At 65.0% G+C, this 24473-nt stretch carries 21 protein-coding genes; 17 read left to right on the plus strand and 4 right to left on the minus strand.

Translation table 11 applies throughout. The features are described from left to right. Positions 1-10 precede the first annotated feature (10 nt). The 3 genes from H5P29_RS23075 to H5P29_RS23085 all read left to right on the plus strand — a co-directional run bounded on the left by H5P29_RS23075 (position 11) and on the right by H5P29_RS23085 (position 4275). Positions 11-2020, plus strand: coding sequence for a hydantoinase B/oxoprolinase family protein (locus H5P29_RS23075; RefSeq protein ID WP_067963905.1), 2010 nt, complete (start codon positions 11-13; stop codon positions 2018-2020). Between the two features lie 107 nt (positions 2021-2127). Continuing rightward, positions 2128-3465 (plus strand): cytosine permease, encoded by a 1338-nt coding sequence (locus tag H5P29_RS23080; RefSeq protein WP_067963906.1) that lies wholly within the window; start codon positions 2128-2130, stop codon positions 3463-3465. A gap of 522 nt (positions 3466-3987) precedes the next feature. Then, positions 3988-4275, plus strand: a complete 288-nt coding sequence (locus tag H5P29_RS23085; protein ID WP_067963896.1) for a GIY-YIG nuclease family protein — start codon at positions 3988-3990, stop codon at positions 4273-4275. A gap of 373 nt (positions 4276-4648) precedes the next feature. Here H5P29_RS23085 and H5P29_RS23090 read toward each other — a convergent pair whose 3' ends face one another. Beyond that, a complete protein-coding gene (locus H5P29_RS23090) occupies positions 4649-6415 on the minus strand; it encodes an ATP-binding protein (RefSeq protein ID WP_154385146.1) in 1767 nt (588 codons plus the stop codon). 132 nt (positions 6416-6547) lie between these two features. Between H5P29_RS23090 and H5P29_RS23095 the strand changes: the two genes are divergently transcribed. The 11 genes from H5P29_RS23095 (at position 6548) to H5P29_RS23145 (ending at position 18605) form a co-directional block, all read left to right on the plus strand. After that, positions 6548-7207 (plus strand): response regulator transcription factor, encoded by a 660-nt coding sequence (locus H5P29_RS23095; protein WP_154385145.1) that lies wholly within the window; start codon positions 6548-6550, stop codon positions 7205-7207. A gap of 205 nt (positions 7208-7412) precedes the next feature. Continuing rightward, positions 7413-8045, plus strand: a complete 633-nt coding sequence (locus H5P29_RS23100) for a LysE family translocator (protein ID WP_067963910.1) — start codon at positions 7413-7415, stop codon at positions 8043-8045. Between the two features lie 186 nt (positions 8046-8231). Continuing rightward, positions 8232-9338: a transporter substrate-binding protein gene (locus tag H5P29_RS23105; protein ID WP_067963912.1), complete on the plus strand. Its 1107-nt coding sequence runs from the start codon at positions 8232-8234 to the stop codon at positions 9336-9338. Beyond that, a complete protein-coding gene (locus tag H5P29_RS23110) occupies positions 9335-9943 on the plus strand; it encodes an ANTAR domain-containing response regulator (RefSeq protein WP_067963914.1) in 609 nt (202 codons plus the stop codon). Before H5P29_RS23105 ends, H5P29_RS23110 begins: the two co-directional genes overlap by 4 nt. Beyond that, positions 9921-10826: an ABC transporter permease gene (locus H5P29_RS23115; protein WP_067963916.1), complete on the plus strand. Its 906-nt coding sequence runs from the start codon at positions 9921-9923 to the stop codon at positions 10824-10826. Before H5P29_RS23110 ends, H5P29_RS23115 begins: the two co-directional genes overlap by 23 nt. Further along, on the plus strand, positions 10823-11743 hold the full coding sequence (locus tag H5P29_RS23120) for an ABC transporter permease (protein ID WP_154385144.1): 921 nt from the start codon (positions 10823-10825) through the stop codon (positions 11741-11743). The genes H5P29_RS23115 and H5P29_RS23120 overlap by 4 nt, the downstream gene beginning before the upstream one ends. A 51-nt stretch (positions 11744-11794) precedes the next feature. After that, positions 11795-13438 (plus strand): ABC transporter substrate-binding protein, encoded by a 1644-nt coding sequence (locus H5P29_RS23125; protein ID WP_067963920.1) that lies wholly within the window; start codon positions 11795-11797, stop codon positions 13436-13438. Further along, positions 13428-14372, plus strand: a complete 945-nt coding sequence (locus tag H5P29_RS23130) for an acetamidase/formamidase family protein (RefSeq protein WP_067963922.1) — start codon at positions 13428-13430, stop codon at positions 14370-14372. The genes H5P29_RS23125 and H5P29_RS23130 overlap by 11 nt, the downstream gene beginning before the upstream one ends. After that, complete coding sequence (locus tag H5P29_RS23135) at positions 14369-16177, plus strand: ABC transporter ATP-binding protein (protein WP_154385143.1); 1809 nt, start codon at positions 14369-14371, stop codon at positions 16175-16177. Before H5P29_RS23130 ends, H5P29_RS23135 begins: the two co-directional genes overlap by 4 nt. A gap of 358 nt (positions 16178-16535) precedes the next feature. After that, a complete protein-coding gene (locus H5P29_RS23140; RefSeq protein ID WP_154385142.1) occupies positions 16536-17636 on the plus strand; it encodes a helix-turn-helix transcriptional regulator in 1101 nt (366 codons plus the stop codon). Between the two features lie 684 nt (positions 17637-18320). Next, complete coding sequence (locus H5P29_RS23145; RefSeq protein WP_154385141.1) at positions 18321-18605, plus strand: hypothetical protein; 285 nt, start codon at positions 18321-18323, stop codon at positions 18603-18605. A 607-nt stretch (positions 18606-19212) separates the two neighbouring features. Here H5P29_RS23145 and hdaA read toward each other — a convergent pair. Genes hdaA through H5P29_RS23160 form a run of 3 tightly spaced genes read right to left on the minus strand, consistent with a single transcriptional unit; the run spans position 19213 to position 21762 of the window. Next, positions 19213-19920: a DnaA regulatory inactivator HdaA gene (hdaA, locus tag H5P29_RS23150; protein WP_154385140.1), complete on the minus strand. Its 708-nt coding sequence runs from the start codon at positions 19918-19920 to the stop codon at positions 19213-19215. Next, on the minus strand, positions 19917-21233 hold the full coding sequence (locus H5P29_RS23155; RefSeq protein ID WP_154385139.1) for an AI-2E family transporter: 1317 nt from the start codon (positions 21231-21233) through the stop codon (positions 19917-19919). The genes hdaA and H5P29_RS23155 overlap by 4 nt, the downstream gene beginning before the upstream one ends. Further along, a complete protein-coding gene (locus H5P29_RS23160) occupies positions 21205-21762 on the minus strand; it encodes a CDP-alcohol phosphatidyltransferase family protein (RefSeq protein WP_185910176.1) in 558 nt (185 codons plus the stop codon). The genes H5P29_RS23155 and H5P29_RS23160 overlap by 29 nt, the downstream gene beginning before the upstream one ends. Positions 21763-21990: 228 nt before the next feature. Here H5P29_RS23160 and purM point away from each other — a divergent pair, with 228 nt between their 5' ends. From purM to H5P29_RS23175, 3 genes are read left to right on the plus strand one after another with little or no spacing between them, the layout of a single operon-like run. Beyond that, positions 21991-23055, plus strand: a complete 1065-nt coding sequence (gene purM, locus H5P29_RS23165; protein WP_154385137.1) for a phosphoribosylformylglycinamidine cyclo-ligase — start codon at positions 21991-21993, stop codon at positions 23053-23055. Then, positions 23052-23756, plus strand: coding sequence for a phosphoribosylglycinamide formyltransferase (gene purN, locus H5P29_RS23170; RefSeq protein WP_154385136.1), 705 nt, complete (start codon positions 23052-23054; stop codon positions 23754-23756). The genes purM and purN overlap by 4 nt, the downstream gene beginning before the upstream one ends. 15 nt (positions 23757-23771) lie before the next feature. After that, on the plus strand, positions 23772-24299 hold the full coding sequence (locus H5P29_RS23175; protein ID WP_154385135.1) for a histidine phosphatase family protein: 528 nt from the start codon (positions 23772-23774) through the stop codon (positions 24297-24299). The last annotated feature ends 174 nt before the right edge of the window (positions 24300-24473 follow it).

Here is a 24473-nt window from a genome sequence, read left to right on the forward strand (position 1 = left end):
GAGATTGGAAATGGCACCTAGAAAAGATCGCCGTACGCTCGATCCGGTTACCTTCGAGGTCCTGAAGAACGCCTATGTCAACATCGTCGACCAGATGGCGGAGCAGATCCTGCGCACCTGCTACTCCTTCGTCATCTACTCCCGCGACTTCTCCTCGGCGCTCTGCGACCCGACCGGCGACACCATCATGCAAGGCAGCGGCGACATCGCCGCTCACGTCGGCACGCTGCACCTGACCGCCAAGGCGGTGATCAAGAAGTTCGGCCATGACGTGCACCCGGGCGACGTCTTCGTCATCAACGACGTCTACCAGGGCGGCACCCACTTCAACGACACCCGCCTGTTTGCGCCGATGTTCTACAAGGGCGAGCTGCTCGGCTTCGCCCAGGCCAACGGCCACTGGGCCGATGTCGGCGGCGCCGTGCCCGGCTCGTTCAACGTCAACGCACTCGACCACATGGCCGAAGGCCTGCGCATCACCCCGGTCCGGGTCTACAGCAAGGGCGTCTATCTCTCCGACGTCGCCGAGCTGATCGCCCACAATACGCGTGCGCCCAGCGACATCATCGGCGACCTCCAGGCCCAGGCCGAAGCCTGCCGCCTGGCCGAGCGCGAGATCCAGCGCCTGTGCGACAAATATGGCGTCGACACGATCAAGAAGTCGTTCAACGAGGTCCAGGACTATGTCGAGGACATGACGCGCCAGCGCATCTCCGAGCTGCCCGACGGTACCTGGGAGACAATCGACTATATCGACGTCGATCCCGACGAGGGCGAAGGGCTGGTGCCGATCAAGGTCAAGATGACCATCGACGGCGACCGGGTCCATTACGACCTGACCGGCTCCCACCCCAAGACGGTCGGCTCGTTCCTCAACTGCTGCTATGGCGGCGCCTTCGCCGCCGTCGTCGCCGGCACCAAGATGCAGTCGCCCGACATTCCGATGAACTCCGGCTTCTACCGGGTGGTGACGGTCGATGCCGGACCGCTCGGCTCGGTGGTCAATGCCGAATGGCCGACCCCGGTCGCCGGCTTCGCCTCCGGTCCCTTCGAAAAGATCATGAACGCGGTGTTCGAGCTCTGGGCGGAGGTCTTGCCGGAACGCGCCATGGCCTGCACCTTCAACCTCGACTATCTGCTGATCGGCGGCCGCGACACGCGTCACGAAGGCAAGCCCTACTTCATGTGGTACGACTGGATGGTCGGCGGCTGGGGCGCGCGCAACGGCCGTGACGGCTGGGCGGCAACCGGCCCGGTGTTCGGCGTCCAGCTCGGCACCCAGCCCTTCGAAGGCCAGGAGCGGCTGTCGCCCGTTCTCACCACCTGCCACGAGCTGATGGTCGATTCCGGCGGCCCCGGCGAATTCCGCGGCGGCCTCGGCGTCCAGAAGGGCGGCACGCTCTACGCCTGCGAACGCACCGTGGTGTCTTATTGCTGCGACCGCGAGCGCTCGATCACCTGGGGCCTGTGGGGCGGCCTGCCGTCGATCCCGCACGGCGTCTGGGTCAATCCCGGCCAGGACAAGGAGCGTTATCTCGGCTCGCTGTTTTCAGGCGTGCCGCTGCAGCAGGGCGACACCGTGCAGCGGCCCTCGGCCGGCGGCGGCGGCCTCGGCGATCCGCTCAAGCGCGATATCCAGAGCGTGCTCAGCGACGTGGTCGAAGGTTATGTCTCGGTCGAGCGGGCGAAGAAGGACTATGGCGTCGTCGTCCATGTCGTCGATCTCGATCTCGACCAATACAGGATCGACGAGAACGCCACGCTGGCCGAACGGGCGCGCATCGCCAGCCACCGCAAGGACTGGCTCAACGAGGACGCCGAGAAGATCGCCGCCCTTTATCGCGACAAGAAGCTCAACATGCTCGACCTGATCCGGCAATACGGCGTCATCGTCGACTGGGGCTCGGGCGAGCTTCTTGCCAAGACCACCGCCGAGTTCCGCGAGATGCTGAAGCGGCGGACGGTTCCCTACTGGACGGCATCGGGCCAGGCCGCCAACGCGACCCTGAAGGTCGCCTGATCAAGGGAAGGCAGCAGGCTCCAGCAGGCTTGCTGCCTTCTTCGCCAACGGGGTTCGCATATCAAGAATCAAGAATCTGCCAAAAAACAAAAATTCGGAGATGAACCATGTCTGGAAGTCTCGATGTCGCAGGGGAACTCGACTATTCGCAACGGCCCGTCCCACCCAAAGGCCGCATGCCCAAGCTCAATCTGACGATGGCCTTCTGGGCGATCTGCAGCGCCATGTTCTTTCTCATCATCTCGGCGACGCTCGCCGAGATCTATGGCACCGCCAATACGATTATCGGCCTGATACTGACTGTTATCTCCTACTCGGCGATCAATGCGGTCATCACCCGCTACGCGATCAGGAGCGGCCTGTCGGTGTCGCTATTTTCAAGGCTCTTGTTCGGCCGCTACGGCTCGGCGATTGCCACCTTCATCTATGCGGTGTCGAGCATCTATTACGCCGTGTTCGAAGGCTCGGTCATCGCCACGGCGGCGACCTACTATTTCGAAGGCCTGACCTTCGCGGTCGCAGCGCTTATCGTCTGCATCTACAGCGTGCCGCTGATCCTCGGCAGCGTCCAGCACTGGCTCGACAAGTTCAACGGCTATCTTTTGCCGCTCTATCTTGTCGGCCTGATGGGCACGGTGATCTATGCCATCTCGCATTACGGCTATTCCAACGCCTGGCTGACCATGACGCCTGATGGCGGCGCCCCGCCCTATGGCTGGATCAACGTCTTCATCGCCTTCATGGGCGTCTGGTGGATGATGATGTGCACCTTCGACTTCGCCCGCTTCGGCAAGAAGGAGGACGAGACCTACCACGCCGTGTTCAATTTCGGCCTGCCCTTCTACACGCTGACCTATTTCGTCAACGGCCTGGTCGGCATCTTCCTGGTGCAGACGATCCCGCTCGAGGGCGCAACCTCGGAAGTGTCGGTCGTCAAGGCGCTGATCGTGATGATGGGCGCGCTCGGCCTGCTGTTCGTCTGGATCAGCCAGACGCGCATCAACACCACCAACTTCTACCTGTCGACAGTCAACATGCAGGCGTTCTTCCGGCTGGTGTTCAAGCTGGAGATGCCGAAATATGTCTGGGCGATCATTGTCGGCGTCATCGTCTATGTCGTGATGCTGGCCGACATCTTCCAGTATCTGCTCGTCGCACTCGCCTATCAGGGCATCTTCGTCGTCGCCTGGGTCGGCGTGGCGCTGGCCTATATCATGTGCGGACAGCATGACGGCAGCGGCGAGGAAAGCGCCCGTCCCGACGACGATTTCCCTGCCTATTACGCGCCCGGAATGGTCGCCTGGTTCGGTGCTGTGGCCATCGGCATCATCCTGCTCGCCATCCCCAACCTCGAACTGCTGTCGGCGCCGGCAACCGTCACCAGCAGCTTCCTGTTGTTCTGGGCGCTGTCGTCGCGCATCAGAACCGTCGCCATCGCCTCCTGAGGCCAACCGGGCGCCGTTGCGGTCTCGACCATCGAGACCCGACGGCGCCCGGATTGTTTTTGACCGTGCCTTGCCCCGCCGCAGGACGGCGTGGACGCCGCTGGCTTGGGTGGTCTTGGCCTGCCGAGCGGCCTCTCCAATTCGTCATCCTAGGGCTTGACCCTAGGATCCATGCCGTGAGGGTGACGAACGGCATGCAGGGTGCAGAAAGGGCACGCGTCCTGGACCGCTTGAGCCCGGCCGCGAGGTCACGGCATGGATCCTAGGGTCGCCGCGACGGAGCTTCGCTCCTGCTTCGCCCTAGGATGACGAAGGGCGGGGGCGTCGTCGCGGGCTTAGGTGGTGAGCCGGTTGCCGCGAGCGGCCTCTCCGCTTCGTCATCCTAGGGCGAAGCAGGAGCGCAGCGACGCGGCGACCCTGGGATGACGAAGGGGTGGGCCGTCGCCAGGTGGGGTTCAACTGCGGGGCGTGCGCCCATGTGGCAGGCCTTGCGTGCAACCCTGCCGCGAATAATCTCTCGCGATGACCGGATATGTCTACATGACCGCCAGCCAGAAGGGCGGCACGATCTATATCGGCGTGACGAACGATCTCGCGCGCCGTCTGCCGGAACACAAGGCAAGCGAGGGCTCTCGTTTCACCGCGCGTTACGGCGTACATCGCCTCGTCTGGTACGAGGAGCACTTCGACATCCGCGACGCCATCCAGCGCGAGAAATCGCTCAAACGCTGGCCACGCCAGTGGAAGGTCGAGCTGATCGAGAAGACCAATCCCGAATGGCACGAGCTGTTTCGTGGGCTTGGGTGGTGATGTCGGGAGCCCACCATTTCGTCATCCCAGGGCGAAGCAGGAGCGCAGCTCCGTCGCGGAGACCCTGGGATCCATGCCGTGAAATTGCCGCCGGGCTCAAGCGGGGCAGGACGCGCATTCCTTCTTCCACCCACCACCCTCACCGCATGGCAACTGTGTTCAAGCGAGCGGACAAGTGCTCTTTCTTCTGCCCACCCCACATTCCTCACCTTCACGGCATGGCCCCGGGTCTACGCCATGCGCTACGCTTCCTGCTCCGCCCTGGGATGACGAATGCGCAGGCGTTGCCGGTCTCTCCAACGCCTGTCTCGAGCCAACAGGAACGTCGCCCCTGGATTGACGAAGCGGAGAGCCCACGCTCCGCCAGCCAGGCTCATTCCCCCGCCGTCACCGCCCCGCCGTCGGCCCACGCCGCCTGGATCGCCTGGCTGAGCTCGGCTTCCGAGATCGGCTTGTGCAGGATGCGGCTGCCGCCGGCGCTGACCTCCTTCAGCCGTGACGGCGAGGTGTCGCCGGTGACGATGATCGACGGCACGCTGCGGCCGAGATAGGCGCTGAGCATGCGGATCGCTTCCAGCCCGGTGGCGCCATGGGCCAGCCGGTAGTCCGAGATGATCAGGTCGACCGATGCCGCGCCGCGCAGGGCGGCGGCCGCATGCACCGCCTGGGCCTCGGCCGCCGAGCGTCCGGCATAGACGCTGTGGCCCTCGATGGTCAAAAGCTGCTCCATCGCCTCGAGGATGTCGGTCTCGTCCTCGACGACGATGATGCCGCCGGTCAGGGCTTCAGTCCGCGTCTCGCGCGGCGGCACCGGCGCCTTCGCGGCGCGGACTTCCGGCACGGTGATCGAAAACATCGAACCGCGCCCCGGTCTGGATACCAGCCTCAGCGGATGCTTCAGCAAGCCGGCGGTGCGGCGGACGATGGCGAGGCCGAGGCCGAGCCCTTGCGTGCGATCGCGCGCCGGGTTCTGCAATTGCACGAATTCCTCGAAGATCGCTGCCTGCTGGTCGTCTGGAATGCCGGGGCCGCTATCCCAGACCTGGATCTCGACGCAACCGGCGCGCTTGCGGCAGCCGAGCACGACGCCACCCTGCCTGGTGTAGCGGAAGGCGTTGGTGACCAGGTTGGTCAGCACGCGCTTCAGCATCATCGGGTCGCTTTCGACCAGGAGGCTGCTGTCGACCACCCGCCATTTCAGGCCACGCTCCTTGGCCTCGGTGGCGAACTCCTCGCGGAAATCGCGCAACAGTTCGCGCAGGCACACGGTTTCGCGGGCAACCGTGACGATGCCGGCATCGAGCTTGGAGATGTCGAGAAGCGCGTTCAGCAGGCCGCTGAGATTGCCGATGATCGACTTGGCCCGGCCGGCGAGGCCGCGCGCCTGCTCGGCCGGCACGTTGCCGCGTTTGGCCAGCACGGCAATCGTCGACACCAGCAGGCTGAGCGCATGGATCGGCTGGCGCAGATCGTGGCTGGCCGCGGCGAGGAAGCGGGTCTTGGCGCGGTCGGCGGTTTGCGCCCGGTCGCGCTCCTCCTGCAGATGCTCGACGAGCCGTTCATTTTCCAGGCGCAGGCTGATGGTCTCGCGCAACATGCGGTAGGTGATGCGGCAATAGTAGAAATTGATCACCACGAGCGAGACGAGCAGGAACAGAAAACCCGCCGAAATCGCGCTGCCGCTGGTGATGACGCGGGCGGCGACCGGCAGCACCGTCGCCAGGATCGAGCCGATCAGCGCCGGCGGAAAGGCCGAAAGCGACGGCACCGTGCCGCAGACCAGGCCGGTCAGCACCACCACGGTGAAGGACAGAAGAAGCGGCGCTTCCGGCAGGAAGCCGACCCAGCCGAACATGCCCCACAACAATCCCGAGACCCAGGAAAAGGCGGCCGCCAGCCAGGCCCAGCGCATGATCGTCCTGATATCGCGCGGCCGGCTGAAGAAGCGGCGGGAGGCGAAAACGCGCAGCGCCGTCAGCGCATAGAGCGTGCCGAGCCATCCCACCAGCCATGGCGTGGAAATGCCGCTGCGCAAGACATAGACGGCGGCGAGCGAAATGACGATGTTGGAAATGACCACGCCATATGAATTGCGATAGAGAAGCTCGACCAGAGCCTGGCGTATCTTGTCTTCCTGCATCCGATTCCCCTGAAGTACCGGATGAAGATCGCATAAGCTTTCCTCATCAGGGACTGTTGATCTACCGACAATTTATTTCCCATAAGTTGGCGTTCTGCCGATTCGCATCGCTTCATCATGAATGGTGACCACATGAACCGCCCTCTCACCTTCATCCTCGCCGACGACCACGCGCTGGTGCGCGAAGGGCTGAAGATGCTGATCTCGACGATGGACAACATGTCGGTGGTGGCGGAAGCCGCGGATGGCGAGGCCTTGCTGGAACAGGTCACAAAGACCCGCGCCGACATTTTGCTGCTCGACCTCGGCATGCCCGGCGTTGCCGGCATCCAGTTCATCTCCGACATCAGGGAGCTCGTGCCCAGGCTGAAGATCATCGTGCTGACCGCCAATATCGAGCCGCGCACGGTGCGCGCCGCAGTCGAGGCCGGCGCCAGCGGCTACCTGACCAAGGACGGCGACCCCGAGGAACTCGGCGAGGCGATCGAGGCAATCGGGAAAGGCGGCACCTACCTTGCCCGCACAGTGCGTTTCGCCGTCGGCGAGGCGTCCGGCAGCGGCAGGCAGCACGCGGTGCCCGACATCCTGTCGCCGGTGCCGCTGACCCGGCGCGAGCGCGAAATCCTCGCACTGGTGGCGCAGGGGCTGACGGCGCGCGAAATCGCCGAGCGGCTCGGCATCAGCCCGCTGACGGTGCGCAAGCACCGCGAAAACCTGATGGGCAAGCTCAATCTCCACAGTGCCGCCGAACTGACCGCCTATGCGGTTCGCCTGGGTTTGCCCACAGCCTGAAGGCTGCCGCGCAGCGCCCTGCCGGCGCCCGGCATCACGTCAATATCTCTTTAACCATCAGCACTTTAGCCAAGGCCGGGCGCGCTCTAAATACGGCATCTGTCGTATGTCTTCGCGTCAGCGACGAGCCTACTCCTCCCTTCCATCGCGTCATTTGGCGATCGCGTCATCGGGCCAGCGATCGGATCATTGGGGAGGAGCCGTCATGCCATCGCTGGAACTTTGGATTCCGTTTGCCCTGGCGACCCTCGCCTTTGCCTGCATGCCGGGACCGGCAATCCTCTACATGACGGCACAGACGGTGGCGCTCGGCCGCCGGGCCGGGTTGATGGCGGCCTTTGGCGTCCATATCGGCTGCTACGTCCACATCTTCGCCGCGGCCATCGGCCTGACCTCGCTGATCGAGCAGGCACCGATGCTTTTCGAGGCGATCAAGCTAACCGGGGCCGCCTATCTGGTCTGGCTCGGCCTTCAGATGTTCATGGGCTGGGGCAAGTCGCATGGCGACGTCGCCAGCCCGGCATCGCCCAACCTCGCGTCACAAAGCCTGCGCGACAGCATCATCGTCGAGATCCTCAACCCCAAGACCGCCCTGTTCTTCCTGACCTTCCTGCCGCAATTCGTCGATCCGGCGGCCGCCTTGCCGGTGTGGCTGCAGTTCCTGCTGCTCGGCATGTTCGTCAACCTAGTGTTCTCAGTCGCCGACATTGCCGCCGTCGGCATCGCTTCGGTCACCCTCGCCCGTGTCGCATCGGGCGAAGCCGGCTGGATCGTGCCCAAGGCCTGCGGCACGATCCTTGTCGGGCTCGGCCTGGCGCTGGTCGGCCACCAGATCTGACATGACACGACGCCTGTCCATGCCTTCGCCCGGATCCATGCATTCGCATCTGCCCCCCTTGACTGAAGAGCGCGACAGGCTAGGCTGACCGCAAATACCGGCCCCGACTGCCGGGTGGCAAACATGCCTCGTATGCCTCGCCTCCCGGCGGCGGCTGCGGGGCATTTTTGTTTTTGGGAGGAATTTTTGAAGTCGCGCATCGAAATCGGCGTGCTCTATTCGCGCTCGGGCAGCTATCAGCTGGTCGCCAATGCCTGCCATGCGGGTGCCATGCGCGCCATCGCTGATATCAATGCCGACCCCGCAAGCGGCATCGAGCTCGTTGCCGTCGAGCGCGACCCCGGCGGTAATATCGACCGCTACGCGCCGCTCTGCGACGAGATCCTGCGCCAGAGCAGCGCGCGCCATGTCGTCGGCGCCGTGACGTCATGGAGCCGCAAGGAGGTCATTCCCGTCCTTGAAAAGTCAGGCGCGGCATTGTGGTATGCCTGCCCTTATGAAGGTTTCGAGGCCAATGAGCATGTCGTCTACATGCATGCCTGCCCGAACCAGCATCTGGTGCCGCTTCTGGCCCATGTCGTGCCGCGCTTCGGCGCCAACGGCTTCCTGCTCGGCTCCAACTACATCTGGGGCTGGGAGACCAACCGTGTCGCCCGCGACCTGATTGCCGACGCCGGCGGCAAGGTTCTGGGCGAGCGTTACCTGCCGATCGGCGAGACCGACGTCTCCAGGCTGATCGAGGAGATCAAAGCGACAAAACCGTCCTTCATCCTCAACAATCTGATCGGCACCTCGTCCTACGCCTTTTTCGCCGCCTACGCCGATCTCGCCCGCGACGACCCGCATTTCGGGCCCGAGTGCTGTCCGATCCTGTCCTGCAACCTGACCGAGGCCGAGCTGCCGGCAATCGGTGCGGCCGGCAATGGCCACCTCTCGGTCGGGCCCTATTTCCGCAATGCCGCCACCGCCACCGACGAGACGCCGGCGTCGTCCTTCGAGGCCTCAGGCTACGCCTCGGTCATGGTGCTGGCCAAGGTGCTGGCGCAAAACCCTGTTGCCGGCTTCGCCGAACTGTCCACAGCCTTTGCCGGGACCAGTTTTGCCACGCCCTTCGGCAGCATCACCGTCGACCCGCAGACCCAGCACGCCACCTTGCCGGTCGAGATCGGCCGCATCTCGGGGCTCGGCTTCGAACGGGTCAGCCATATCGAACGTGTGGCGCCGGACCCCTATCTCTCGCGCTACGACCGGGCCAGGACCTTCGGCCGCCAGCGGCTCAAGGTCGTATCATGAGCCGGGCCGCGCACATCCCCAATCTCGGCGGCGCCAGGGCATTCGTGCTGCACCGCCCGCATGCAACCGTCAGCGCGATATCACGCCAGCTCCAGGCGATCGGCCTCGAGGTTGTCGACTGCTGGCCGGAGCTGCCGGCCGAGGCGCTGGCCGCCGACTTCGTCTTTTTCGATGTCGATCTCGGCTTCGACCAGCAGTTTCCATGGCCAAGGGGTGCCGCCCCCATGCCGACCATCGCCTTGATCGGTTCGGAAGCGCCGGGCCGCATCGAATGGGCGCTGGCGCACAAGGCCGATGCGCAATTGCTGAAGCCGGTCGGCAATGCCGGCGTCTACAGCGCGCTGCTGATTGCCCGCCAGAGTTTTGCCGCGCGCCGGCAGCTGGCCGACGAGATCACGGCACTGCAGCAGCGTGTCGCCGAACGCCAGACCATTGTCCGCGCTGTTTCCGCGCTGTCGGGCCAGGACGGCGTCGACGACGAACGCGCCTATGCGCAATTGCGCGCGCTCGCCATGAACTGGCAGGTCAGCCTCGAGGACGCCGCCCGGCGTGTCGTCGCCCTGACCGAAAAGGAGGCCGGCGTTGACCAGTCCCATCGCGCCTGAGGTATCAGCCATCACTGTGCCAGCCCGGCCGCGCGCCGGTGTCTGGCGCCGCCTGGTCAGGCGGCCGCTGGCGCTGACCGGCCTGGTGATCATTGCGCTGACCGTCGCAGGTGCGGTGCTCGCGCCCTATCTCACCGGCTACGACCCCAACGAGCAGATGTTCGACGGGCTGACGCTGGAAGGCGCGCCGCTGCCGCCCAGCGCCACCTTCTGGCTCGGCACCGACCTGCTCGGCCGGGACCTGCTGACCCGCATTCTCCATGGCGCGCGGACCTCGCTGATTATCGGCATCGTCGCCAATGGCGCTGCCCTCCTGATCGGCACGCTCGTCGGCATCACCGCCGGTTATTTCCGCGGCTTTGTCGGGGCAGCGCTGATGCGCTTCACCGATTTGATGATGGCCTTTCCGGCCCTTTTGCTCGCCATCTGCCTGGCCGCCGTGTTCCAGCCCAGCCTGTGGATCGTCGCCATGGTGATCGCGCTGGTCAACTGGGTGCAGACGGCGCGCATCGTCTTCACCGAAACCAGCTCGCTGGCCGAACGTGAGTTCATCGACGCCGAGCGCACCATCGGCGCCGGCACCTTGCGCATCCTGTTCCGCCACATCCTGCCGCATCTTCTGCCGACCATCATCGTCTGGGGCACGCTCGGCATCTCGACGACGGTGCTTCTGGAAGCGACGCTGTCCTATCTCGGCATCGGCGTGCAGCCGCCGACGGCGTCGTGGGGCAACATCATCTTCGAGAACCAGACCTATTTCCAGGCAGCCCCCTGGCTGGTGTTCTTCCCAGGTGCGGCGATCCTGGCCCTGGCGCTGGCCTTCAACCTCGTCGGTGATGCGCTGCGCGACATTCTCGACCCGACGCAGCGAGGCCGGGCATGATCGCCTATCTCACCCGCCGGCTGATCCAGGCCGCCCTGATCCTGCTCGGCGTGTCGCTGATCACCTTTGCCCTGCTCTATCTGCTGCCGGCCGATCCGGTGCGCCAGATCGCCGGCCGCAGCGCCACGCCGCAGACTGTCGAGAGCATCCGCCAGCAGCTCGGGCTCGATCAGCCCTTCGCGGTGCAATACTGGCGCTATCTGACCAACCTCGTCAGCGGCGATCTCGGCCGCTCCTACATCCAGCGTTCGGAGGTCAGCGAGCTGATCGTGGCGCGCCTGCCGGCCAGCCTGCTTCTGATGGTCGGCGCCATCGTCTGCGAGCTGGTCATCGGCCTGAGCATGGGCCTGGTGGCCGCCGTCAGGCGCGGCAGCGCCACCGACCAGGCGCTGATGGTCGGCTCCTTCATCGGCGTGTCGGCGCCGCAATTCGTCGTCGGCCTGCTGCTGCTCTACGTCTTTGCCGTCAAGCTCGGCTGGTTTCCGATCGGCGGTTACGGCACCTTCAGCCACATGGTGCTGCCGTCGCTGACGCTCGGCATCCTCGGCGCCGGCTGGTACTCGCGCATGATGCGCTCGTCGATGATCGACGTTTTGCGCCAGGACTATATCCGCACCGCCCGCGCCAAGGGCCTGGCCCAGCGCGCCGTGCTGTTCGGCCACGCTTTGCCCAACGCCATCCTGCCTGTCATAGCCATGATCGGCATCGACATCGGCCTGTTCATGGGCGGCATCGTGGTGGTCGAAAGCGTGTTCGGCTGGCCCGGCATCGGCCAGCTCGCCTGGCAGGCGATCCAGCGTGTCGACATCCCGATCATCATGGGCGTCACGCTGGTGTCGGCCTGCGCCATCGTGCTCGGCAATCTGCTCGCCGACATCGTCGCCCCGTTCATCGATCCGCGCATAAAGCTGCGCTGATCCAGACTGCCAACAGACAGACGACAACAAACAAAGAGAAGGGAACCTCGGATGAGACATTATTTGACATCAACGGTCGCCGCGTCGGCGCTTGTGCTGGCGCTCGGCCTGGCCTCGGCCAGCGCGCAGGAAACGCTCGATCCCAAGGCCAAGCAGGGCGGCGCGATCACCATCACCTACAAGGACGATGTCGCCACCCTCGACCCGGCGATCGGTTATGACTGGCAGAACTGGTCGATGATCAAGAGCCTGTTCGACGGTCTGATGGATTACGAGCCCGGCACCACCACGCTGCGCCCAGAACTCGCCGAGAGCTACGAGATCTCGCCCGACGGCAAGACCTTCACCTTCAAGCTGCGCAAGGGGGTGAAATTCCACAATGGCCGCGAGATGACGGCAGACGACGTCAAATATTCGCTCGACCGCGTCACCAACCCCAAGACGCAGAGCCCGGGCGCCGGCTTCTTCGCCTCGATCAACGGTTATGACGATGTCGCCGGCGGCAAGTCGGAAAGCCTGTCGGGCGTGACCGTCGTCGACCCCTCGACCGTCAAGATCGAGCTGTCGCGGCCCGACGCCACCTTCCTGCATGTCATGGCGATCAATTTCAGCCATGTCGTGCCGAAGGAGGAGGTCGAGAAATACGGCGCCGATTTCGGCAAGCACCCTGTCGGTACCGGCGCCTACAAGATGGCCGAGTGGACGCTCGGCCAGCGCCTGGTGTTCGAGCGCAACGCCGACTACTGGCACAAGGGCCTGCCCTATATCGACAAGATCACCTTCGAGATCGGCCAGGAGCCGATCGTCGCCCTTCTGCGCCTGCAGAATGGCGAGGTCGACGTTCCGGGCGACGGCATTCCGCCGGCCAAGTTCCAGGAGGTGATGGCCGATCCCGAGCAGAAGGCGCGTGTCGTCGAAGGCGGCCAGCTGCAGACCGGCTACGTCACCATGAACACCCAAATGCCGCCCTTCGACAACGTCAAGGTGCGCCAGGCCGTCAACATGGCGATCAACAAGGACCGCATCGTCAAGCTGATCAACAACCGCGCGGTGCCTGCCAACCAGCCGCTGCCGCCGTCGATGCCCGGCTATGACAAGGCATTTGCCGGTTATGCCTATGATGTCGACAAGGCCAAGGCGCTGCTCGGCGAGGCCGGCCATCCCCAAGGCTTCGAGACCGAACTGTTCGTCATGAACACCGATCCCAACCCGCGCATCGCCCAGGCGATCCAGCAGGATCTGGCGGCGATCGGCATCAAGGCGGCGATCCAGTCGCTGGCCCAGGCCAATGTCATTGCCGCCGGCGGCGAAAAGGGCGGCGCGCCGATGATCTGGTCGGGCGGCATGGCCTGGATTGCCGACTTCCCCGATCCGTCCAACTTCTACGGCCCGATCCTCGGCTGCAGTGGTGCGGTGCAGGGCGGCTGGAACTGGGCCTGGTACTGCAACAAGGAGCTCGACGAAAAGGCGGCAGCCGCCGATTCGATCGTCGATCCGGCCAAGGCCGAGGAACGCGCCAAATTGTGGGGCGAGATCTACGCCAAGGTCATGGCCGACGCACCCTGGGCACCTGTCTTCAACGAGCAGCGCTTCACCATGAAGTCGCCGCGCATGGGCGGCGACGACAAGCTGTATGTCGACCCGGTCCATATCCCGATCAACTACGACTATGTGTATGTGAACGATGTGCAATAACTGCAACTACACCATCCACGGACGCCATCATCATTTCGGCTGGGACAATTCCTTTGCCCCGGCCGATCGGGTGACGCCCGGCTCGACGATCGAGTTCGAATGTCTTGATTCCTCGGGCGGCCAGCTCACAGCCCAAAGCACCGTCGGCGACATCGCCAAACTCGACTTCGACCAGATCAATCCGGTGACCGGGCCGATCTTCGTCGAGGGCGCAGAACCTGGCGATGCGCTCAAGGTGACGATCGAGGCGTTCAAGCCGTCCGGCTTCGGCTGGACGGCCAACATTCCGGGTTTTGGCCTGCTCGCCGACGACTTCACCGAGCCGGCGCTGACCATCTGGAAATATGACGCGACCTCGCTCGAGCCGGCCTTGTTCGGCAAAAATGGCCGCGTGCCGCTGAAGCCCTTCGCCGGCACCATCGGCAACGCCCCTGCCGAGATGGGGCACCACTCGGTGGTGCCGCCGCGCCGCGTCGGCGGCAATCTCGACATCCGCGACCTTGCCGCCGGCACTGTGCTCTACCTGCCGGTCGAGGTGGCGGGGGCGCTGTTTTCGGTCGGCGACACCCATGCTGCCCAGGGCGACGGCGAGGTCTGCGGCACGGCGATCGAAAGCCCGATGAACGTCGTGCTCACCCTCGACCTGGTCAAGGATGCCAGGCTGAAGACGCCGCGCTTCACCACGCCGGGACCGGTGACCAGGCATCTCGACGCCAAGGGTTACGAGGTGACGACAGGCATCGGCCCCGATCTGATGACCGGGGCCAAGGAGGCCGTCGCGCAGATGGTCGACCTGTTGTCGGCGCGTTACCAGATGGATCCCGTCGACGCCTATATGCTGGTGTCGGTGTGCGGCGACCTGCGCATTTCGGAGATCGTCGACATGCCGAACTGGGTCGTGTCGTTCTACTTCCCGCGCTGCGTGTTCGAATGAACGCAGCGACAAAACATGCTGCCGGAGCCCCTGCCCCGGCAGCCGACAGGCCGGTGCTCGACGTCGCCGGGCTGACCATTTCGGTGCGCGGCGAGGACGGCGAACGACCCGTCGTCTCCGAGCTCTCCTTCTCCCTGGCACGCGGGGAGACCTTGTGCATCGCCGGTGAATCCGGCTCCGGCAAGTCGATGACCTCGCTGGCGATCATGGCGCTGCTGCCGCAGCCGCAGGCACGCATTTCGGCCGGGTCGATCCGGCTCGGCGACACCGATCTCACCGCACTCGACGAAGGCCGGATGCGCCGCATCCGCGGCAACCGCATCGCCATGATCTTCCAGGAGCCGATGACCTCGCTCAATCCGGTGCTGTCGATCGGCCGCCAGCTGGTCGAGGCGATCGAGGCCCATACCGGTGTTTCCAGCGCGGAATCGCGCCGCCTCGCCATCGAGGCGCTGACCGCTGTGCGCATTCCCGAGGCCGAAAGCCGGCTGAAACAATATCCGCATGAACTCTCGGGCGGCATGCGCCAGCGCGTCATGATCGCCATGGCGCTGGCGCTGAAACCCGACGTGCTGATCGCCGACGAGCCGACAACGGCGCTTGACGTCACCGTGCAGGGCGAAGTGCTGGAACTGCTGCGCGACCTGCAGCGCCAGCACGGCACCAGCGTCATTTTGATCACCCACGACATGGGCGTCGTTGCCGAAATGGCCGACCGCGTCATCATCATGCGTTACGGCCGCATGGTCGAACAGGGCAAGGTTGCCGACATCTTCGAACGGCCCCAGGTCGACTACACACGCGACCTGCTCGCCGCGGTGCCGCGCATGGGCACCGGCGGCGCACGCCAAGTCCCGACCGACAAGGCCGAGCCCAGCCAGCCGACTGATGTCGCGGTGGCGCGCGACCTTCATGTCCGCTTCGACCTCACCGGCGGTTTCTTCGGCCGGGTCAATCGCCGCGTCCATGCCGTCGAGGGCATCAGCTTTTCCATCGCCGCCAACGAGACGCTGTCGCTTGTCGGCGAATCCGGCTGCGGCAAGTCGACGACGGCCAAGGCCCTTGCCGGGCTGGTGCCCTATCACGGCGAGCTCGAGATCGGCGGGCGCAACCTCAAGGGCCTCGGCCGCGAGGCGCGCAAGGCGGTGCGCCGCGACGTGCAGATGATTTTCCAGGACCCTTACGCCTCGCTCGATCCGCGCATGCGTGTCGGCGATCTCGTCGCCGAACCGCTTGTGATCCACGACATCGGCACCCCAGGGGAACGGACCGAACGCGTCGCCGCCCTGTTCGAGCGTGTCGGTCTTTCGGTCGACCAGATGGAGCGTTATCCGCACGAGTTTTCCGGCGGCCAGCGCCAGCGCATCTGCATCGCCCGAGCCCTGGCGCTCAGGCCGAAGCTGATCATCGCCGATGAAAGTGTGTCGGCGCTCGACGTCTCGGTGCAGGCGCGGGTGCTGCAGCTGCTGAAGGAGCTGCAGGCCGAATTCGGCGTCGCCTATCTGTTCATCTCGCATGACATGGCGGTGGTCGAGAACATCTCCGACCGCGTCGCCGTCATGTATCTCGGCCAGATCGTCGAGATGGGCACACGCGACCAGATCTTTTCCAATCCGCGCCATCCCTACACCAGGCGGCTGATCGAGGCGGTGCCGGTGCCCGATCCCCAGAGGCGCCGGGCCCGTTTCGCGCGCATGGAGCGCGAGATCCCGAGCCCGGTGCGCAAGCTCGGCGACGCGCCTAGAAAACTCGTGCTCGCCGATGTCGGCGGCGGCCACCTCGTCGCAGAATCGCCTGTCAGCTGAAGCCGCTGAAGCCTGCCGACCTTGCCCGGCGCCGACAGCGCCGGGGCCGCCCGCGACGCCCCCGCCGGCACGTTTCGCCCGCACATCCCCCACCCGCACATCCGATGTGCAGGACGGCGCCGGCCATAGATTGTGGAAAGATCACAGGGAGTTGTGCCGTTGCGACGTTTGCGCAGGGCAGCCAGCATTTGATGAATCAAAGTGTAGTGCTATCGTCCGATCAAGCATGGTCAACAAAAGCTGAATGACAGCAGTGCGTTCCACCATGCCCAGGCCTGGCGGATCCGCTCGCCGGCTTTGCGCTACGCGCGAATGACTTTGCATAACCGGTCGCGGGCCAGGGTGGGAGTGGCAACGATTGGCGGAGCTGTCGGAAAAATTCATCGACCAGATCTATGAGGCGTCCTTCGTCCCGGAGAAATGGCCCGCCTTGCTCGACGACCTCGCCAGGGCCGTCGACGGCATCGGCGGTTATCTCTTCACCATCAGCCGCGGCGCTTCGGCCTATGTCGCCTCGGAGGCGGTCGCGCCCCATGTCGGGGCCTTCATGGATGAAGGCTGGATGGCGGTGAACGGCCGGGCGGCGCGCGCCGAGGCGCTGGCCTATCCCGGCTTCATCACCGACCTCGATGCCTTCAGCGAAGAGGAGCTGGAGCAAGAGCCGATCTACCGCGACTTCCTCAGGCCGCGCGGCATGGGCTGGGCCGCCGGCACCCATATCCCGCTGCCCACCGGCGACGTGCTGTCGTTCAACTTGGAGCGGGCAACAGCACGCGGCCCGTTCGAGCGTCCCCTTGTCGAGGCACTCGACCGCTTACGCCCACATGTCGCCCGCGCGGCCATGGTCGGCGCGCGGCTCGGGCTGGAAAAGGCGCGTGCCGGGGCCGACGCGCTGGAGGCGCTTGGCCTGCCGGCAGCGGTGCTCGGTGGACGCGGCCAGCTGCTTGCCTGCAACGCGCTGATGGACAGGCTGATCCCCGATATGGTGCAGGACGGCACGGCGCGTGCCCAGATCACCGACAGGAAGGCCGATGCCTTGCTCGATCAGGCCCTTTCGGCACTGGCCGGCGGCACCAGGCGCGGCATCGTCCAGTCCTTCCCGATCAAGGGCGGCGACGGCAAGCCGTCGGGCGTGGCACATCTGTTGCCGGTGCGCGGCTCGGCCAACGATTTGTTCAGCCGCATGAACAGCATCCTGGTCATCATGCCCCTGCCCGGCCCGGGCGCGCCGCCGGTCAAGGTGCTGCAGGCGCTGTTCGACCTGACGCCGAGCGAAGCGCGCATCGCCGCGGCCCTTGCCGACGGCCGCAGCATCGATGCCATCAGCCAGGATTTCGGCATCGCCCGGGAAACCGTGCGCTCGCATCTGCGCTCGATCTTCGCCAAGTCGGGTGTGTCCAAACAGTCGTCGCTGGTCCGGCTGCTGCTCGGCGTGACGCTGCCCCGACCGGGCAGCTAGGGCGTGATCGCTGGAAGTGGAGACGATCCAGTCCGTGACCTCAACATGCGAAACGAGCAGCACAGCTGAACTCCGCCATTATCGCGTGGAGCCCCTTACAAGCGTGTCCACTCGTCCCATCTGGCCAACAGGGCCAGGCGTCGCTGGGAGACGGTGCCTTTGCCACCTTGAAGGTCCGGGAAAGTGTGCGTTCCCCAATTCGTACGCTCGATAATGATCGTGCAAGCTTCCTGCACGGTCATTCCAACAGCAGTCTCGAGCTTGCGGATTTCCTCGTGCTGGGTAGCAGTGATGAGTGCGTCGATTCTCGGCCTGTTTTTTCCCCACCGTCTGTTTTCCAGGAAACGTCGCTTGATGTGCCGTGACCGGCTACCGTCCCAGCCGCAAAGCTTGCAGCAGCCTTCCTCAAACGCATGCTGGCAGTTGTCGTAGCCGTAGATCAGGTGCGAACACTCAGGGCACATTTCCAACATCTGCGAAGTGCCAACAAAATACGGGCTTAGGCATTCAACGCATTGTTGAATCTGTCTGTCGACTGTTCCGGACTTTCTCATCTTGCTTGGATATCTGCCGCGCAAAGGTCCCGCAATCATTGTTCATTCGGCGAGAAGTCGACGATCTAGACGATAGGCTTACTCGACAGTTGGCCTGCGACCTGCGCATCTGGAATGGGGAGAAACGACAATGCCTTATCTCGACATCTATCTGGCCCAGCTGACCGACCCGTTCCGGATCGGCCTGCTGGTCGCGCTGGTGGTCACCGCCGCCAACACCGCGCCGACCCTGAACCGCTGGATCCCGATCGCGCTGGGCATCGTCTTCGTCGCCGTGCTCATCCCCTTCAGCTTCGGCGCCTCCGACGACGTCGCCAAGGCGTTCGCCGTCGGCGTCGGCCTGGTTTCCAACGTCACGCTGCTGGCCGTGCTGTTCGCGGCCAAGGCGCTCTATTCCAGGCTGGCCAGGGGCTAGGGCGTTTCGCTTGTCTTCGAGTTGCAGAGACGGTTTTGTTCCTGCGCAATTCCTGATGGAAAACCGCTGCACAGTTTTGCTGGAATTGACCTGGCTGGTTTTCCGGCAACGGCATGGCAACTGTGTTCAAGCGAACAAGTGCTCTTTCTTCCGCCCTCTCCGCATTCCTCACCTTCACGGCATGGATCCCAGGGTCTCCGCGACGGAGCTTCGCTCCTGCTTCGCCCTAGGATGACGAATTGTGGGTGGTCGCCGCCGGCCTGGGTGGTGAGCAGGTTGGCGCGGCCTCCCGCTTCGTCATCCTCGAGTCGAGCCTCTGGGATGACGAATGGAGAGGCCTGTCCGGCAAGCCAAAACCGCTAAAGCGCATGCTCACCCCTTCGTCATCCTAGGGCGAAGCAGGAGCGAAGCTCCGTCGCGGAGACCCTGGGATCCATGCCGTGACCTTGCGGCAGCGCACAGGCGGTTCAGAACGTCTGTGCCTTCTGCCACCCGCAACACATTCCTCACCCTCACGGCATGGATCCGCGGGTCGAGCCTCTGGGATGACGAAGTGGGGAGCCCGCGCCCGCCCCGTCGTGCCATCTCTCGTTCATGGCTTTACGCCCTACAGCTCGAACTCGCCTTGCCCGGCGTCGAGCGCGCCGATGGTCTCGGCGGCGAGCGCGCGGGTGATGCGGCTCTTCTGTTCGAGGGCGGCGCGGTCGAGGCGCTCGACGACGCGGATGGCCGTCGACAGCGAGCGCTCGATGCGGCGGACCAGGAACTGCACGACATGCGGCTCGACCTCGACCTGGCGGTCGGCGAACAGCTTGGTGATGACGCCGGCGAGCAGAAGGTCGTCGGGCTCGTCGATCTCGACGGTCGCCGCAGCCTTCAGCCGAGAGGCAAGGTCGGGCAGCGTCACGCCCCAGGCGGTGGGAAAGCTGCGCGCGGTGAGCAGCAGCTGCGCGCCCGAGCCGCGCACCGTGTTGATGAGGTGAAACAGCCCGTTCTGGTCGAGCCGGCCCTGGTCGGCATCGTCGATCAGCACGGAGGCCGTGCCGATCTCGCCGAGATGGGCCGTAATGTCTGACACGTCGAGCTGAAGTGCGTCGGCATGGTCGCGCCAGATCGCGGCGAGATGCGACTTGCCCGAACCGGCGGGACCTGCGAGCAGCACCACGGATGCCGGCCATTCGGGCCAGCGGTCGATCAGCGACACGGCTTGCGCATTGGCGCCTGAGACAACGAGGTCGTCGCGCGAAAACCCCGGGCTATGACCGAGGTCGAGCGGCAGCTGGCGCGGTTTGATCGGCTCGCGCGACACTGTCATTTTTCCGGTTTCGCGCCGCCCGGCTTGCGGGCCGGGACTTTGGCGCGGCTCGGCCTATCGGCCTCGGTTTTTGCACGGCTCCGCATGGCAGCGGCGGTCTTGGCGCTACCCGAAGCGACAGCCTCGGTCTTGGCATCGCTCGGCAAGCGAGCGGCCTCGATTTTTGCACCGCTCGGCGCGGGCGCCTCGGGCACCTCCACGGCATGGCCGTGATAGAGCGGGGAATCGAGGTAGCGGCCAATGGCGAAACGCACAAGCACCGCAACGGCCGCCGCCGACGGCACCGCCACCAGAAGGCCGACAAAACCTAACATCGCGCCGAAGGCGACGAGTGCGAACATCAGCCAGACCGGATGCAGGCCGACGCTTTTGCCGACGAGGCGCGGCTGCAGGATGTTGCCCTCGATGAACTGGCCGATGAAAAACACCGCCGCCACCGCAGCCACCATCGTCCAGTCGGGCCAGAACTGGACGAAGGCGACGCCGATCGACAGCACCAGGCCAAGCAGCGAGCCGACATAAGGAATGAAGCTGACGAGGCCGGCAAACAGGCCGATCAGCACGCCGAAATTGAGCCCGGTCAGCGTCAGGCCGGCGGCATAGAAGATGCCGAGGATCAGGCACAAAGTGCCCTGCCCGCGCACGAAGCCGGCAATCGCCGTGTTGATGTCGCGGGCGATCTGCCTGACGGTGACGACGTGGTCGCGCGGGATCCAGCTGTCGACGACTGACACCATGCGATCCCAGTCGAGCAGCATGTAGAAGGCAACGACCGGGGTGACCACGAACAGGCTGGCGATCGAAAACAGCGCGACGCCCGAGCTCCAGATGCCCTGGAAGATGGTCGTGACGAAGCCGAAGCCCGACTTGATCAGCGAATTCAGGCCCTCACGCAGGCCTTGCGCATCGACGCCGAAACGCTGCTCCAGCCATTGCGGATTGAAGTCGGTGATCAGCTGCTGCAGGCGTTCGAGATAGCCCGGCACCTTGGCGGCGAAGTCGGCCATCTGCGAGGCCAGCACCGGAATGATGATGACCAGACCGAGAACCAGAAGCACCAGGAAGCAGACCAGGATGACGACGGTTGCCATCAGCCTGGACAGGCCGAGCTTCTGCAGCCGGTCGGCGACCGGGTCGAGGAAATAGGCCAGCGCCATGCCGGCGACGAACGGCAGCAGGATGTCGCTGAACAGGTAAAGGAATACAGAGAACAGGACGGCTGTGATCAACCAGAAGCGAATCTGCTTGCGGAAAGCCGCCGCTGCCGCTTCTTCGGCCGCCTCGTTATCGGTTGGGAGTGTCGCCTTCGCCATAACCGCTCATGTGCCTCAGCCAAGCCACGAGATAGGCTGCCGCCGAAGCGACGGTCAAGAGGCCGGAAATGGTTATCAACGCCGGCCGGACCGGGCCGAGCGCAAAGCTGAAGGCAAGTTCGGCCAGCACCACCGCCGCCAGCACGATCTGGATCGCCGTGTTGACCTTGGACACCATCAGCGGGCTGACCTTCACCGGATGGCCCATGATGGTCGACAACAGCACCGCCCCGATGATCAGCGCGTCGCGCGACACCGCCAGCATCACCAGCCACAAAGGCAGGTGCCCCATGATGCCGAGCACGACAAAGACGCTGACCAGGAGCAGCTTGTCGGCCATCGGATCGAGATAGGCGCCGAGTTCCGAACGCTGGTTGAAATGGCGGGCGATGAAACCGTCGACGCCGTCGGACACGCCGGCAATGACGAAGCCGGCGAAGGCCCAGTCCCACTCGCCCGCCAGCATGGCGTAAATCACGCAAGGCACGAGGATCAGCCTCATGATGGTGATCATGTTCGGAATAGTCACAATCAGCATCCCGTCTCGGCTTTTTGCCATTATGCTTTGTCTTTTGAGATATTTTGTCTTTGGTCGATAAATGGGCGAGACTTCACGGCATCGCAAGAGAGCGGGCCGTGTCAGCCGCCTGTCCACCGCTTTGGCGGCCGTTTCCAAGGCAATCCGGCTCTCTCGCTTGCGGGAACCGGCCGTTCATGCGAATAGCGCCCCAAAAGCGCACGACATCAGGAATTGGCGATGAGCGAAGGCAAGAACGGTCTCACCTATGCGCAGGCGGGCGTCGACATCGACGCCGGAAACCTGATGGTCGAGAAGATCAAGCCGCTGGTGCGCTCGACGCGCCGGCCGGGCGCGGATGGCGAGATCGGCGGCTTCGGCGGCCTGTTCGACCTCAAGGCCGCCGGTTTCAACGACCCGATCCTGGTCGCGGCCAATGACGGCGTCGGCACCAAGCTCAAGATCGCCATCGATGCCGGCAAGCATGACACGATCGGCGTCGACCTCGTCGCCATGTGCGTCAACGACATCGTCGTCCAGGGCGCCGAGCCGCTTTTGTTCCTCGACTATTTCGCCACCGGCAAGCTCGACCCCAACCAGGGCGCCGACATCGTCTCGGGCATCGCCGAGGGCTGCCGCCAGGCCGGCTGCGCGCTGATCGGCGGCGAAACCGCCGAAATGCCCGGCATGTATCATGGCAACGACTACGACCTCGCCGGCTTTGCCGTCGGTGCCGCCGAGCGTGGCCGGCTGCTGCCGACCGACGACGTCGTCGAGGGCGACGTGCTGCTCGGCCTGGCCTCCTCGGGCGTTCATTCCAACGGCTATTCGCTGGTCCGCCGCATCGTCGAGGTCTCCGGCCTGAAGTGGAGCGACCGCGCCCCCTTCGCCGACGGCCCGACGCTGGCCGAAGCCCTGCTCGAGCCGACGCGCATCTATGTCAAGTCGCTGCTCCGGGCGATCCGCGAAACCAACGGCATCAAGGCGCTGGCCCACATCACCGGCGGCGGTTTCCCCGAAAACATCCCCAGGGTGCTGCCCAAGGAATTCTCGGCCGAGCTCGATTTGTCGGCGATCGAGGCCCCGCGCGTGTTCTCGTGGCTTGCTGCCACCGGCGGCGTCTCGCCTGAAGAAATGATGCGCACCTTCAACTGCGGCATCGGCATGATCGCGGTGGTTGCCGCCGGACAGGCAGCGCAGGTCGCCGCCGTGCTGCAGGAAGCCGGCGAAACGGTCACGCCGATCGGCCGCATCGTGCCGCGCCGCGACACCGGCGTCATCTATCGCGGGTCGCTCGCCCTATGATGCAGCGCAAACGCACAGTCATCCTGATCTCGGGCCGCGGCTCCAACATGGCCGCGCTGATCGACGCCGCCGCCGACCCGGCATTCCCCGCCGAGATCGTCGGCGTCATCTCCGACAAGGCCAACGCGCCCGGCCTCGGCATCGCCGCCAGCCGCGGCATCGCCACCAAGGTGGTGACCCGCGCGGAGCACGCCAGCAAGGAAGCGCATGACGAGGCGATCGGCTCGGCGCTCGACACCTTCGGCGCCGAGATCGTGGCGCTGGCCGGCTACATGCGTCTGTTGACCACCGGCTTCGTCGAGACATGGCAGGGCCGGATGATCAACATCCATCCGGCACTGTTGCCGTCCTTCAAGGGGCTTGACACCCACCAGCGCGCGCTCGACGCCGGCATCCGCGTCCATGGCTGCACCGTGCATTTCGTCACGCCCGAAATGGATGACGGCCCCATCATCGCCCAGGCCGCCGTGCCGGTGCTGATCGACGACGACGAGCCGACACTGTCGGCCCGCGTGCTCAAGGCCGAGCACCGGCTCTATCCGCTCGCCCTCAAGCTCTTCGCCGAAGGCAAGGTGCGCATGGAGGGCAGCCGCACGACCTATTCAGGTTTCAGCGACAGCATCGGCACCGACGAGATCGCAGCCCCCCATCCGGCACGCGACGAGATCGACCTGGAGCAGCTCGCCCGCATCACGCCCTGAGCCGAAAGATCCCGCATGGCAAAGATCAGGCACCTACTGCTGCTGCGCCATGCCAAGTCGAGCTGGGACGACGAAGCGCTGTCCGATTTCGACCGGCCGCTAGCGCCAAGGGGCAAGGCGGCGGCGCCGCGCATGGGCGCCGAGATCGCCAGACGCGGCTGGCTGCCCGAGCTGGTCTATGTCTCGCCTGCCGCGCGCACCCGCCAGACATGGCAGCTTGCGTCAGCCGAGTGGCCGGCGCCCCTGCCCGCGGCAAGCTTCCACGACAGCATCTATGGCGCTTTGGCCAACGACCTGTTTGCACTTGCCAAAGCCGTGCCCGACGAGATCGGCAGCTTGCTGGTCATCGGCCACAATCCGGGGCTCGAGATCTTCGCCGCCCAGCTGGCCGGTCCCGGTTCGAGCAGCGATGCGGTCAGCTCGCTCGAAGAGAAATTCCCCAGCGGCGCGCTGGCCCGCTTCGAGTTCGAAGGCGACTGGGACGAGCTCAGCCCCGGCGGCGCGCGCCTGACCCATTGCCTCAGGCCGAAAGAGCTGGCCTGAGGCGCAGCCAGGCCGCGTGGCGCGGAGGAGCGCTGGCCGGGTCCGGCTGTCCGCTCCGGATTGTCTTCACCTTCTGAACTCGGCCAGCTTTGACTTCGGCCGGCTCCTGAGATCGTCCAGCCGCTGAAGCCGGCCAGAGACTGGCAGCCGCCCTGCCCGGCAACATCAGGCCTT

This window comes from Aminobacter sp. MDW-2 (assembly GCF_014250155.1).
In the GTDB taxonomy this organism is placed as follows: Bacteria; Pseudomonadota; Alphaproteobacteria; order Rhizobiales; family Rhizobiaceae; genus Aminobacter; species Aminobacter ciceronei.